The 13,691-nt window shown below is 44.2% G+C and carries 9 protein-coding genes; 1 reads left to right on the top strand and 8 read right to left on the bottom strand.

What is annotated here, in order from left to right; genetic code table 11:
* Positions 1 to 46 precede the first annotated feature (46 nt).
* The 3 genes from ntrB to A2517_RS00540 all read right to left on the bottom strand — a co-directional run bounded on the left by ntrB (position 47) and on the right by A2517_RS00540 (position 2,707).
* Positions 47 to 829, bottom strand: a complete 783-nt coding sequence (gene ntrB, locus A2517_RS00550; RefSeq protein WP_294893416.1) for a nitrate ABC transporter permease — start codon at positions 827 to 829, stop codon at positions 47 to 49.
* Positions 830 to 846: 17 nt separating this feature from the next.
* Positions 847 to 2,130: a CmpA/NrtA family ABC transporter substrate-binding protein gene (locus A2517_RS00545; RefSeq protein WP_294893415.1), complete on the bottom strand. Its 1,284-nt coding sequence runs from the start codon at positions 2,128 to 2,130 to the stop codon at positions 847 to 849.
* Between the two features lie 133 nt (positions 2,131 to 2,263).
* Entirely contained in the window at positions 2,264 to 2,707 is a 444-nt protein-coding gene (locus tag A2517_RS00540) for an Rrf2 family transcriptional regulator (protein WP_294893414.1), read from the bottom strand.
* Positions 2,708 to 3,103: 396 nt separating this feature from the next.
* Between A2517_RS00540 and A2517_RS00535 the strand changes: the two genes are divergently transcribed.
* Entirely contained in the window at positions 3,104 to 5,137 is a 2,034-nt protein-coding gene (locus A2517_RS00535) for a diguanylate cyclase (RefSeq protein WP_294893413.1), read from the top strand.
* Between the two features lie 8 nt (positions 5,138 to 5,145).
* On the opposite strand, the gene A2517_RS00530 is transcribed toward A2517_RS00535, so the two are convergent.
* The 5 genes from A2517_RS00530 to A2517_RS00510 all read right to left on the bottom strand — a co-directional run bounded on the left by A2517_RS00530 (position 5,146) and on the right by A2517_RS00510 (position 13,680).
* Complete coding sequence (locus A2517_RS00530) at positions 5,146 to 6,786, bottom strand: bifunctional protein-serine/threonine kinase/phosphatase (protein ID WP_294893412.1); 1,641 nt, start codon at positions 6,784 to 6,786, stop codon at positions 5,146 to 5,148.
* A complete protein-coding gene (locus tag A2517_RS00525) occupies positions 6,786 to 8,063 on the bottom strand; it encodes a nitrate/nitrite transporter (protein WP_294893411.1) in 1,278 nt (425 codons plus the stop codon). The genes A2517_RS00530 and A2517_RS00525 overlap by 1 nt, the downstream gene beginning before the upstream one ends.
* Positions 8,064 to 8,180: 117 nt before the next feature.
* Entirely contained in the window at positions 8,181 to 11,693 is a 3,513-nt protein-coding gene (locus A2517_RS00520) for an EAL domain-containing protein (RefSeq protein WP_294893410.1), read from the bottom strand.
* A gap of 175 nt (positions 11,694 to 11,868) precedes the next feature.
* Positions 11,869 to 12,429, bottom strand: a complete 561-nt coding sequence (locus tag A2517_RS00515) for a hydrogenase-4 component G (RefSeq protein WP_294893409.1) — start codon at positions 12,427 to 12,429, stop codon at positions 11,869 to 11,871.
* Between the two features lie 39 nt (positions 12,430 to 12,468).
* A complete protein-coding gene (locus tag A2517_RS00510) occupies positions 12,469 to 13,680 on the bottom strand; it encodes an ABC transporter permease (protein WP_294893408.1) in 1,212 nt (403 codons plus the stop codon).
* Positions 13,681 to 13,691: the final 11 nt, after the last annotated feature.

Raw genomic sequence — 13,691 nt, 5'->3', positions numbered from 1 at the left:
GGGAAAATCTTATCGACATGATCAATTTTTAAAAATGGTTTTGCACTCATTTGAGTCCTCGCTTACGGTAATCAAAGAAATCGGCGATCAGCCCCATAGCCGCATCGAGGATATACCCGATGATTCCTATGAGAATGATCCCGATAATAATATGGGAGTAGTTGAGATTGTTGTACTCATCCCAAATCCAAAATCCGATCCCTACACCTCCGGTGAGCATCTCTGCCGCGACGATAACGAGCCATGCGATTCCCAACGATAAACGCATTCCCGTAAAGATAAAGGGAACGGCAACGGGGAGGATAATCTGAAATACCCTCTCAAAGGCACTGAGTTGAAGTACCCGTGCGACGTTGAGATAATCTTCGCTGACACTCCGTACCCCCAAAGCCGTATTGATAATAATCGGCCAGATCGAGGTGACGAAGATGACGAAAATGGCCGTCGTATTGACCTCTTTAAAGACAAACAGTGCCAACGGCAACCACGCGAGAGGTGAAACGGGCTTTAGAATCTGAATGTAGGGATTGAACGCCGTATAAGCGCTTTTGCTCATTCCGATCAACAGTCCCACAGGAACACCCACCGCGATGGCGAGGGCAAATCCGCCAAATACGCGAGCCAGTGAATTGCCCAGTTGCAGTGCGATCCCCTGATCTCCCGCACCGTTGTTGTAAAACGGATCAGAGAGGACGATGAGGAGTTCGCTCCATACTTCGCTAGGTGGAGGAAACCCCGGTATCCCGGCGGAAATAGCCGACCAAATTGCGATCACTACTCCAAAGAGCAGCAGAGGCAAAAGGACGGCATTACTATATTTTGAAACCATAATGTGCTCCTTTGGCGTTACTTCGCGGATACTTTCCAATTATTCACTTTGAGGAGTGCTTCTTTGGTGATTTTAGGCGATTTAATCGGCGCATTGTAGATGTAATCAACTGCTTTGTTGGGATCAAACGTCACGCCGTCGATGAATTTTTTCTCCACTTTCCATTGTGTAGCGGGAAGGGCATAATTGACCTCTTTTGCAGCTTTAGCAAACAAATCGGGGCGATAAACGCTCTCAACCACTTTTTTCATATCTACAGGTTTATCGAGTTGTCCCCATCGGATCATTTGGGTTACTTGCCATAAACCGTGACTGTAGTAGGGATAAAGTGCCTGTTTTTTGCCGAAGACGTTGAAGTTCGGCATTGGAGTCGTAACGCCGTTAGTAAACATATAGGTGCCTGTCATCGAATTGTCGATAACGTCCGTTGGTGCGTTGACGTAGGATTTGGATGAGAGAATTTTGGATGCCTCTTTACGGTTGTCCCATGATGCATCGAGCCACATTCCCGCTTCGATCACCGCTTTGATCATGGCTTTGGTCGTTTCAGGATTTTTATCGGCAAACGCTTTTTGTACCCCTAACACTTTTTCCGGTCCGTTTTCCCAGAGCTGATATCCGGTTATCAGCGTTTTCCCTACATTACCCATAACGGTACGTTGGTTCCATGGCTCCCCTACACAGAATCCGTCGATGTTTCCGGCAGTCATGTTGGCGACCATTTGCGGCGGCGGAACGACTTTGAGGGCGACATCGCTGTCGGGATTAACTCCACCGGCTGCCATCCAATAGCGTACATGGTAGTTATGGGTTCCCGTAGGGAATGTCATTCCGAACTCAGGAACCCCCATTGTTTTAGAAGTAATTACTTTTTTGAGTGCGGTAGCCGAGCCTTTTTTGGTGGCGATAGGATCGGCCGCCATCATGGCATCATACATTTTATTCGATACGCTGATGGCATCACCGTTTTGACCGAGTGCCATGAGGGCGACCATATCTTTTTTGGTGCTTCCGACACCGAGCGTCGTAGCGATCGGCATAGCGGCAAGCATATGGGATGCATCGAGTTCACCGACGGTCATTTTGTCACGGACGTTTGCCCAAGATGCTTCTTTGCTTAGTTCTACATTTAAACCGTGTTTGGCAAAGAACCCTTTTTCTTTTGCGATAACCAAAGCTGCACAATCGGTTAATGGGATGAATCCGATTTTGAGATCTTTTTTCTCCGGTGCAGCCATCGCTATGGAAGCAGCTAGTGATAACACTAACGCACCTTTTCCTAAAATATTCAAGCTTTTCATGGAAACTCCTTATTAAGACTATTTTGTCTGAAATAATTGTAGAGCAAAAAATCCGAAAATATAGGCAGTGGTATGATTAAAAAATAACCAATTTAAGATAAAAATATCTTAAATTAAAATTTAGATAGAAGTTTTAAATCCGTTTCACTTTGCGTTGCAGTACATCTTCGGTGATTTCACTTAAGCGCATCGCCGAATACATCTCCAGCATCTCTTGACGCCACACGTCCCATTGGGCATGAAGTGCACACGGTTTCTCCGCTTCACAATCTCCTATCCCCAGTACACATGCGTCAAAAAATGTTGATCCGTCGACTGCTTCGATGATCGAGAGGAGGGTGATATCAGAAGCACTACGAGAGAGAGTAACCCCTCCTGCCGCACCGCGCTGAGAGATCAGGATTCCGGCATGTACCAGTTTTTGCAGGGATTTAGCCATAAAATGAAAAGGGAGTTCCAATGCTTCACTAATCTCTTGAATCCGATGAAACTCTCCTGAGGGCTTGGTGGAGAGCCATACAGCGGCACGAATCGTATCTTGGCAAGCGGAAGAGAGCATCACTGAAACCTTTTTCATATAATAGTGTAATTGTAGCTTAGATTATCGGCTCAGGGCGCCTTATTATTAGAACTTCAGATCATAATTATCCATTAAATGTCGATACAATGGATAATATGGTATATTTTAGGAAGTAGGAGTGAGAAAGTAGGCTTTATGTTAAAAAAATTTATTAAATGTTGTCGTAGAAATTTTTTATTACAAATAACTGTTCTATTTCTTCCTATTGCGATAGGGATCATATGGGTAGCTATTTATAATTATAATGCTGAAAAAAAACAAGAATATATATTGAATGCATCGAATCAATTTGCAATTTTGAATAGGGGGAAAAATTCTATCACTCAAGCTCTGGATAGAGTTAAGTATGATGTTCAGTATCTTTCACATTATCATGAATTTGAGGATTATGTTATGACCGGCTCGTCTGAAAAGGTGGAGCATTTGAGTCATGATTTCAAATTTGTGATGGGGAATCGTTGTGTTTATGATCAGATTCGATGGATAGATGAAACCGGTATGGAACGGTTTCGAATCAACTTTAATGGGGGTTCTCCTGCTCTTATCGATTCTAAATATCTTCAAAATAAAGAAGGGCGTTACTATTTTTCGGATGCGATGCAGCATAGGGAAGGGGAAACCTATTTTTCTCTATTTGATCTGAATGTGGAGAATGAAAAAATAGAAATTCCCTATAAGCCGATGATCCGTTCTGCGACACCGGTTATAGGTAAAGACGGTCATAAAAAAGGGATATTTATCATCAACTATTTAGGGGATGAACTAATCCGTAAATTCATTGATGCCACCTCTCTTTCAAATGGGGATGTGATGTTGCTCAATAGTGATGGGTATTGGCTAAAAGGGGTAAAAAAGAGCGATGAATGGGGGTTTATGTTCAATCGCAATCATCTGACCCTTGCACATCGCTATCCATCTGCATGGCAGCGGATTAGCAAAGCCGAAGAGGGGCAATTTGTAGATGAAAAAGGGCTGTGGACTTTTATGACGATTCGTCCATCGGTAGATATCAAAGAACCGATATGGAAAGCCGTTATATTACTGCCCACAGAGAAACTTTATGTTAAAAGCGATGCTTTATTGGTTCGTCTTTCCATCCTAACGGTACTGGGGTTAGTGCTGGCCGGGATCGGGAGTGTCTCATTGGCTTATTTCTACCGCAAAAAACAGATGACACTCAATGAACTTTCCAATTTGCATCAAAGAACGGAGGGGATTTTACGCGCTGTTCCTGACATGATTATGCAAGTCGATAATGAGAAACGGTATGTATGGGCTAATCATATCGGGATCGAATTTTTCGGAGAAGAAGTCATCGGAAAAGAGGTTTCTTTTTATTTTGAAGGGGAACAAGATATTTACACGGTTGTTCAGCCTCTTTTTGATGGTAAAAATCATGCTGTTTATGTCGAAAGTTGGCAGCGGCGACGTGATGGTGAAAAACGTCTTTTGGCGTGGTGGTGCCAAGCTCTTTGGGATGAAGGGGGTAGTATCACAGGAACCTTGTCGACGGCGCGGGATATTACCGAGGAGTATCAAATTCAGAAGAACTTGCAAGAGTCTGAAAAGAAATATAAAAATCTTGCTAAAGCAATGGAACAGGTCGATGATATTTTGTATATCACAGATAAATTTGGCAATATTTCGTATGTAAACGGTGCGTATTGCCGTCATACCGGCTATACCCAAGCGGAAGCTATCGGAGAAAATTCGCGTATTTCAAAATCAGGAATGCATGATCAGTTGTTTTACAAAGAGTTGTGGAGAACAATCTTAAGCGGAGAAGTGTATCGAAATACATTGATAAACCGAAAAAAGAACGGTGATTTGTATTATGAGAAAAAAACCATCACTCCGCTCAAAGATGATAATCAGCAAATAGTTGGGTTTATTTCAAGCGGAAAAGATGTGACACAAGAGACGATGTTACATCAGGAAGTGGAGCGTATTGCTATGATCGATAGTCTTACGGGCATCTATAACCGTCATAAGTTTGAAGAATTATTTGCCCTCGAAAGTGAGCGATCCCGTAGGTTTTCATCCCCTCTTTCAATGATAATGATTGACCTAGACTATTTTAAATCGGTTAATGATAGGTATGGGCATGATGTCGGAGATGATGTGCTGAAGGGAGTGGCTTTAGTGATACAGTCGAATATCCGAAAAAATGATATTTTTGCCCGATGGGGAGGGGAGGAGTTCTTGATTTTAAGTCCGGGTACGAATGCAAAAAATATCCATGAACTTGCTGAAAAATTGCGCCACGCAGTTGAACTAGCCGTTTATCCGGAAGTCGGGCGGATCACGATCAGCTTAGGAATCAGTACTTTTGCAAAGGATGACTCTTTTAATGAGTTTTTTAAGCGTGCGGACGAAGGGCTGTATATCGCGAAAGCAAACGGTAGAAATCAAGTGGGCTCTATTTAGTGACTTTTTTACTTTGTGACATAAAGCCAAAATGTAAAAGTTTCGAGTACAAGGAGCATTAAAAATCCGATTTTATAAAAAGTAACAGGAGAACGTTCGATCAGAGGGGTTGTAGACGAAAAAAAAGGTTTTACTTTTTCGGGATATTTCAGATCATAAAAAAACTCAGAGTAATGGCGGTAGCGCTGATCGGGCGAGATAGCAATGGAGCGCATAATCACTGAATCAAGCCATAGCGGGATATTTTTATTGATTTCGGCGGGGCGTTTGGGTAATTTAAACGAAGGGGTTTGAAACGGTTCAATCTCTCCGTAAGGAAATTTTCCCGTAAGCGCCCAATAGAGGGTGACACCGATTGAGAAAATTTCGGTTGATTCATTAATAACACTCTCACAAAATCGCTCGGGTGCGAGATAGGTAGGGGTTCCAGCGCGGTTATTGAGAGAAAAAATCTCGACGATGGAGCCAAAATCAACCATTTTAAATTCGACTCCCGCTTCACCGTCTCGTTGGTAAACGAGAATGTTTTCAGGCTTGATATCTCCATGAACAAGTCCCAAATGGAGGAGATGAGCTTCGGCTTTATGGAGAAATTTTCCCAAAGTGATGGCATTATCCACCGACAGTGTACGGTTTTTGAGATACTCTAACAGATTCACCCCCTCCACCAGTTCCATCAGGTAATAGCGCATGCTTCGCACCTCTGGAACCCATGCATGGCCGAAAGCTTTATGGCTAATCTGTTTGGCGTACCATGCTTCACGGACAAAGGCATCGAGTGCTTCCTCATCATCCGCTTTTAGTGGAAATTTCATAACATACACTTCGGAGTTTTTGAGTACTTTCCAAATACGTTTATGCTCCATCATAGGAGAGAGGAGGGTATAGCCATCGATGATTTGTCCCTCACTCAGATTTTCGGGGATGTTGAGTGGAGCATTTTTGATTGCATAGAGCGTATCGAGAGATTCGATGCGGAAAATCTGGAGAGACATATCATCCCGATCTTTGGGATTACAATTTTGCTCAGCTTTATGGATGATACTCGAGGCAGCAACTCCTTTTTGAACCATATCGGCTAAGGTTTTTTCGTCTATAAGGTTATAAACACCGTCACTGCAAAGAATCAAAGTATCACCGACACCGATAGGGGTAGAGAGGATAGAGAGCTCGATATTTTCACTCAAACCGCATGCTGAAGTTAAGACATAGGACATGTACTCATCATCCATCGTGTGATCCGTGCTAAGACGATGGAGCTCTCCATTTGCTTTGAGCAGGTAGATACGGGAGTCGCCGAGGTTGAGGGTGTAGAGTGTTTCCCCTTCGATTACCGCAAGGCAGAGTGTCGTGAGGAGCTCAATTTTTCCGTATTGGGTCATCGACTCTTTAAAGAGAAGGCTATTGATGTGGCGGGTAAAAACCTCCATCGTTTTTGGGATATCCCAAGCCCTCGGACGGTTCTTGAACTGATCAATGAAAAATTTGACACACTGACGGGCGGCAGTACCGCCGCGCACGGCACTTCCGACCCCATCGCATAACACGCTCACAAGAAGAGCATTATCGATGATGCTGTAGGCACAGGCATCATCGCCTGTGGTAGCATCTTTGGAGAGGATGAATTCGGAAGACTGCACTTTTAGCATTAAATTCTTGCTCCTGATGTAGCGCCCCATGTGGTACGCCATCGTGTTTTAACTAGACTGATTCCACTGATGGCGATCATTGTCATCACTGCAAAGATGACAAATCCCGCACTATAGCCATCAAATGCTCCTTGTGACCATCCGAAGGTTTTGATGAGAGCCGTACCGCCCAAACCGCCTGCCATACCGATCAGACCGGTCATAACGCCGATATCTTTACCGAAGCGCTGCGGTACGAGTTGGAATACTGAACCGTTTGCCATTCCCAGATTCGCCATAATGAGAAACATTACAAGAATCGCTGCCCAAAACGGCAAGCTGACAAATGCACTGATAAATGCTAAAACGATGATACTACCGTAAAACACATAAAGCGATTTAATCCCCCCCATTTTATCGGCGACGGCTCCCCCTACCGGACGAAGCAATGCACCCGCAAAGATACAGAGCGCACCGAAATATCCGGCGATTACTTTGACATTGCTCTCATCCATGACATTGATTCCAAAGGCTGACATATCGGCTTGGTAGGTGTTCATCAGATAGACTTTCATGTAATTGGCAAACCCGATAAATCCGCCGAAACTGACGGCATAAAAGAGGTTAAACCACCATGTATCCCGATCACGCATTAGTTTCATATAATCGCCGAGTTTTTTTGGATTGGCTTTATACACCGACGAGGGGGCATCTTTGGCCATAAACATATAGGCGATGAGAACGATAAAGGACAATACCCCGCCGACGAGAAAAACCGACGGCCATCCCCAAATCTCGGCAATCTTCGGGGCAAACAAAAAGTCGATGACCACACCGATATTCCCTGCACCCGCGATCCCTAAAACCGTCCCTTGCAGACGCGGCGGATACCATTGACCCGCTTGAGGAAGGGCAACGGCGAACGATGCACCTGCGAATCCTAATCCCAATGCCACGAATAACAACTGATCATAGGTGATGGTTTCAGCCGCTAGATATCCGTAAAACAGGGTTGCAATAACAATCATCTGTGAGACCAAAGCCGTCTTTTTCGGTCCGAATTTATCGACGAAAATCCCTAGTACGAGACGCAATATCGCTCCTGCAAGAACGGGAACTGCTAATAAAGTGGCAGTTTGATCATCATTCATCGAAAAACCGCGTGAGGTTAAAGACTCATTGATCTCGGTCGCTAAAGGCCCCAGCATCGTCCACATCATAAAACTAAAATCGAAATACAAAAAGGCGGCAAACAGCGTTGGCCAATGCCCCTCTTTTTTTAAATCGCCGAATTTCATCTTCTCTCCTAATTAGGATTTTTTTGTCTGAAATAATTGTAAGATAAATATGTTGATATGTGTACAGAGAATTGATTAAAAAATAATCATATAAAATAATAGAGCAAAAGGATCCCTCTAATGAGTAAGGGCATATATGAAATCTTGAAACTCTTTAGCAGGGAGTGGTTTGCTGAAATAAAATCCTTGAACTTCTTTACAGCCGTTTTTACGGAGCAGATCAAGCTGCTCAAGAGTCTCTACCCCCTCGGCTATGGTGATCATATTGAGGCTGTGTGCCATATTGATAATGGTATTGACAATGGTTTCATCTTCAGGATTGTCGGTAATGTCTCGAATGAAGGACTGATCGATTTTAAGCTTATAAACCCGAAATTTTTTGAGGTAGTTCAATGAAGAATATCCGGTTCCGAAATCATCGATTGACATCCGTATACCATGGTCATAAAATGTATTCATAATTTCAATCGCTTCGAGAGGATTTTCCGATGCAATTCGCTCCGTAAGTTCAAGTTCAAGATACTCAGGAGGGAGTTTCAGCTCTTCTAGTATTCCTAACACTATTGAAACTAATTTCGGATGTCGGAATTGGACGGCAGAGAGATTAACCGCCATAATAAAAGGTTCAATTCCCTCATCCATCCATGATTTTAATTGTCCGAGTGCACGGTGAAGTACCCATTCTCCGATAGCGATAATTTGACCGCTCTCTTCGGCAATGGGGATGAATTCCGAAGGAGATACAATTCCAAGAGTCGGATGATTCCAGCGTAAAAGTGCTTCAGCCCCGATAAGTTGCTGTGTCTCAATCGTTAGTTGCGGTTGATAGTAAAGTTCGAGTTCATTTCGTGCCAAGGCTTGTCGAAGGGCATTTTCGAGTTCGAGATTCCGTGCGGAGCGCTCCTGAATTTCAGGAGTAAAAAAACGGTAGCAGTTTCGTCCGTCGTGTTTTGCACGGAACATTGCCGCATCGGCCGCTTGCGAGAGGGCTGTAAAATTTTTTCCATCAAGCGGATAGAGGGCGATTCCGATGGAGAGGGTTACAGAGAGCTCATGATGTTGAAGTGTGTAGGGTTTTGAAACTTGCTCGATCAGTTTTTCAGCCGCGTGCGCTGCACCGTCGGGATCTACGCCGGAGAGGAGGATCATAAATTCATCCCCACCTTGGCGCGATAGGGTATCTTCTTCAAGGAGCACCGATTGAATGCGTGAAGCGACTTGAATGAGAAGCTCATCGCCGATATTATGCCCAAGCGTATCATTGATATTTTTAAAATGGTCCAGATCCACATAGAGTAATGCTATGGATTCTTGATTACGATCGGCGATATGCATAGCATAATCCATTCGGTCGTTGAGCAGAGTACGATTCGGTAATCCGGTAAGTGTATCAAAATGGGCAAGCCAGTGTACTTTCTCTTCCGCTGTCTTTTGAAGAGTGATATCCTGAAGTGAGCCGTGAATATTTTTCACTTGACCATCACTCATGCTAGGGGTGCTGATAATACGAATCCATTTTTGATTTCCTGTTGGAGTCGTTATCTGCAATTCGAGATCACACGGCATCGCCTGATGAATCGCTTGATCCAAGGCAGTCTGAACTTTGATACGTGATTCCCCATGAAAGACGCTTAGACCAAGCTCAAGTGTGATGGTATCTGTCGGGGTCATTTCAAAAATTTGTGCTGCCTCTTTTGTCCAAGTTACGGTATCGGTTTTCGGGTTAATTTCCCATCCTCCGATATGGGCTATGGCACTCATCTCCTCAAGAAGTTGTTCTGTATGATGAAGACGAGCTTCGGATAGCAGCTGATTGGTCTCACGATTAAAATTTTCCATCGCAAAGCTGATATCCATCGCCATTTCCATCAGTAATGCCTGACTGGAGGGATCAAAAGCATTGAGCTTATGCGAATAGACGGTGAATGATCCTATCACTTCGCCGTACAAATGAAACGGAAGTGAGGCAGATGCTCTCCACCCGGCTATTTCCCCCCGTTCATGCCATGGTGCGGTTGCTGGATTGTTGAGAAAATCCTGACACCAATAGGGACAATTCTCCCGTATAGAGGTTCCGGTCGGACCGTTACCGGATGCGGTATCGGCAAGGGTGGATATTTCGATTCCATCAAGGTAATGGTGCACATCTCCATAAGAGGCGACGGGTCGAACGAGTCCACTCTCCTGATCAATGAGACCGATCCATGCCATAGTAATAGAATTATTAGCGACAATCCCTTTGCATACTTCTTTAAAAAGTTCTTCAGGGGTAGAAGAGCGAACAATAGCCTTATTACAATGACTGAGGGCGGCATAGAGATGGGAGAGCTGTTCTATGCGGAGTTCATCATTATGACGTTGTGTTATATCTCTTGCGATCCCTAAAACTCCTTGTAAAACGTGGCTTTCATTGTACATAGGCACTTTAACCGTCTCCAAAAAGGCACGGTGGCCATCCGTTGCAAACGTTACCCACTCTTCATTTGTCATAGGTTTATCCGCAAACATGGCTAAGCGGTCATTCTCGCGGAAAAAGTCGGCCAGCTCGGTATCCACAAAATCATAATCGGTTTTTCCGACTATTTTCTCTTCTTTGGCACCGAAAAAACGTTCAAACATGGGATTGCAGAGAAGATAAACCCCCTCACTATTTTTAAGCCATATCAGATCGGGAATGGTGTCGAGGAGTGTATGGAGCTGGTTTTTGGTTTCTGAAATCTCAGAAGTGCGCTCGTGGACACGTTTTTCAAGTAGATATCGATGATGTCTCAGTTCGGTGAATTGTTTGGCGACATACCCTAAAAGGAGACTTATCAATGTACCTATAGCCGTTCCTATGGCTAAGAGCCAATGATCGTGCCATCCCTCAGCCGGTGCAATATTCAGTTTCCATTGCGCATTAGGGAGTTGAATGGTCGTTTCAATAGGGTGTTGGAGCTCATTATTACCGGAAGCGGCAAGAACTTGTAACTGTTTCGTTTTGGGATGAATTCGGGTAATCGTATAGTGATATCCCTGCTTGTCAAGGTTATTTAACGCATTGGTATGGAGAATATCGGGGAAACGTACCACGATAATAACAAATCCCCAGAATTTTTTATCTTCACCTCTAAAGACGGGTAAACGTCCGACAATCCCCTCTTTTCCCTGTACGAGATTCAGCGGTCCTGCTAGTGTGAGTTTACCGCTTTTGCGTGCGATGAGAGCTTCACTCTGCTGCTGCGGATCGGTGAATAAATCAAATCCTACAGCTTTTTCATTACCGGATAACGGGACAACATTACGGATAACCCCATCCGGAGCAAGGGCGATTTCAGAGATTAAGGGATAATGAACGATGAGTTTTTTAGCAATCGATTCAAAATCATGGGTTTGGCCATCTTCAAGAATCGTCGAAGAAATCGGATAGCTCAACGCCATCATTTGATCGATTTTTTTGTATAAATAAAAGCTATTTTCGTTTGCGAGATCTTTTATTTTGTGTTTCATCTCGTTGATACGCATCGTATCAAAATGCCAAATGACACTTGCAGATATGATAGCACTCATCAGGAAAGCACTAATTCCCGCTAACCATTCTTTTGAACGATAGTTGCCTAATAATATAAAAGAGGAAGAGCCTTGCATCATAAAAAAACCTATTGTTACTCTTTAAATATTATAGAGGTTAACATAAAAATTATAGCACCCTTTTGATGAAGCAATTCTGCAAAGCCATGATTAATCAAAGAACAAGCATAAGCACAATAAAGGTCGTGATTAATCAGAATATTGAATAACACTGAAAGGGTTTAATCCCTTTTGACTATGCTGTAGTATCGAGTATGTTTCCACCCAAAGCGGTGATTTTCTCATCAATTTTTGCCAATGCTTTTTCGAGTGTCTCATAGGAGATATCGGGGAGCTTGCCTCCCCACATTTTTTCAGCTTCATTAAATCCGGTGATAATCCCCTCGCGGCCCTCTTTAAGACGTTCGAGATCATTCCCCCCGCCGCTTAATACAAAATCGGAGAGTCGTTCCGATGTTTGAGAGACCCCAAAAAATCCCTCTTCACTCACTAATGCTTTGGCTTCATCAGGATTCATATCGGCGATCGCTTTACCGGTATAGCCGATTGCATCAAAATCGATCGAGCTGAGAATATCTTTGACTTTATCCAAATCGAACAAAGCGCTTTGGGCTTGGAGATTATTGGCTGAATAACTCTCTATTTTGAGGCTATATTCGACAAGATAGGCTTGAGAGAGGGCTTTGCCCGAAATCTCTCCACTTTTGATTTTGTCTTTAAAATCTTGAGTCTCTTTTTCGTTTAACCCTAATGCACTTTGAGTGTAGGGGTTCGATGATCCGGTTCCAATTTGCATAGCTGCTCCTTTTGGACTGTATATAATAGTATCGACCGATTACTCATATCGTAAAGCGTCGATCGGGTTCAATCTGGCCGCTTTACGGGCTGGAAAGTAGCCGAATACAACTCCTACGAGGGTAGAGAATAAAAAAGCGATAATGACGATTGAGGTGTTAAACACCAGCGGCAGATCAAAGAAGAGGCTGACCCCTATCCCAACGCTGACCCCTAAGATAACTCCGATAACTCCGCCTAGCGATGAGAGGACGATCGCCTCGACCAAAAACTGAAGCAGTACTTCCCTCTCCAGTGCTCCGATGGCGAGACGGATTCCGATTTCACGAGTCCGCTCGGTGACGGAGACGAGCATAATATTCATGATGCCGATACCGCCGACGAGGAGGCTGATTGCGGCAACCGCCCCTAAGAGAATGGTGAGCATCTTCGTTGTGGAAGAGAGGGTTTGTACGATCTCGCGCATATCGCGGACATTAAAATCGTTTTCATCTCCGCTTTGGATTCGACGTCTCTCTTGGAGTAATGCGGTGAGGGAAGATTTGGCGTTTTCGATCATAGATGAGGAGGTTGCGGAGACCATAATAACGGAAATATCCCGATTGCCGCTGATACGGCGCTCAAACATCCCTAAAGGGACAACGATGAGGTCATCTTGATCCATTCCGAACATAGAGGCCCCTTTGGTCTCTAACACACCGATGACGTGACATGAAAAATTACCTAAACGGATGGAAGAATCAAGGGGGTCTTGATCGCCGAAAAGCTCACGATGAACGGTTGAGCCGATGACGCAAACCGCTTTTCCCCCTTGGAGCTCTGCGGCACTGAATACTCTTCCCGAAGAGGTTTCCCAATCTTTGACGACGAAGTAGTCGTTATTGCTCCCCGCAACGGTGGTGGAGTAGTTTTGATTTCCGTAAACCGCTTTCATCCCTTGTGTACTGATAGGGGCAACCGCATGGATATCAGGAATTTCGCGCTTAATGGTTTCAATGTCGGTATGGGTAAAGGGTTTGGTGTTTGCATCGGCGATTCGGGGGCCGTGGCGATCCTGCCCCGGTTGAATCACCAGCATATTGGTTCCCAGTTTGGAGATGCTGTTGGTGACGTAGGCGGTGGTCGCATCGCCGAGCATTACCATCGCGATGACGGATGCAACCCCTATGACAATACCGAGTGTGGTGAGAATAGAGCGCATCGCACTGCGCCGAATCTCCCGCAGAGCTAAAATAAAAGCATTCCAGATCATTGCTCAACCTT

The organism is Sulfuricurvum sp. RIFOXYD12_FULL_44_77 (genome assembly GCF_001830725.1).
Lineage (GTDB): Bacteria > Campylobacterota > Campylobacteria > Campylobacterales > Sulfurimonadaceae > Sulfuricurvum > Sulfuricurvum kujiense_A.
This window is presented reverse-complemented; position numbering and strand designations above follow the sequence as displayed.

Coding starts and splice junctions, on each gene's coding strand:
- ntrB (WP_294893416.1), bottom strand. CDS start 829: ATGGTTTCAAAATATAGTAATGCCGTCCTTTTGCCTCTGCTGCTCTTT.
- A2517_RS00545 (WP_294893415.1), bottom strand. CDS start 2,130: ATGAAAAGCTTGAATATTTTAGGAAAAGGTGCGTTAGTGTTATCACTA.
- A2517_RS00540 (WP_294893414.1), bottom strand. CDS start 2,707: ATGAAAAAGGTTTCAGTGATGCTCTCTTCCGCTTGCCAAGATACGATT.
- A2517_RS00535 (WP_294893413.1), top strand. CDS start 3,104: ATGACCGGCTCGTCTGAAAAGGTGGAGCATTTGAGTCATGATTTCAAA.
- A2517_RS00530 (WP_294893412.1), bottom strand. CDS start 6,786: ATGCTAAAAGTGCAGTCTTCCGAATTCATCCTCTCCAAAGATGCTACC.
- A2517_RS00525 (WP_294893411.1), bottom strand. CDS start 8,063: ATGAAATTCGGCGATTTAAAAAAAGAGGGGCATTGGCCAACGCTGTTT.
- A2517_RS00520 (WP_294893410.1), bottom strand. CDS start 11,693: ATGATGCAAGGCTCTTCCTCTTTTATATTATTAGGCAACTATCGTTCA.
- A2517_RS00515 (WP_294893409.1), bottom strand. CDS start 12,429: ATGCAAATTGGAACCGGATCATCGAACCCCTACACTCAAAGTGCATTA.
- A2517_RS00510 (WP_294893408.1), bottom strand. CDS start 13,680: ATGATCTGGAATGCTTTTATTTTAGCTCTGCGGGAGATTCGGCGCAGT.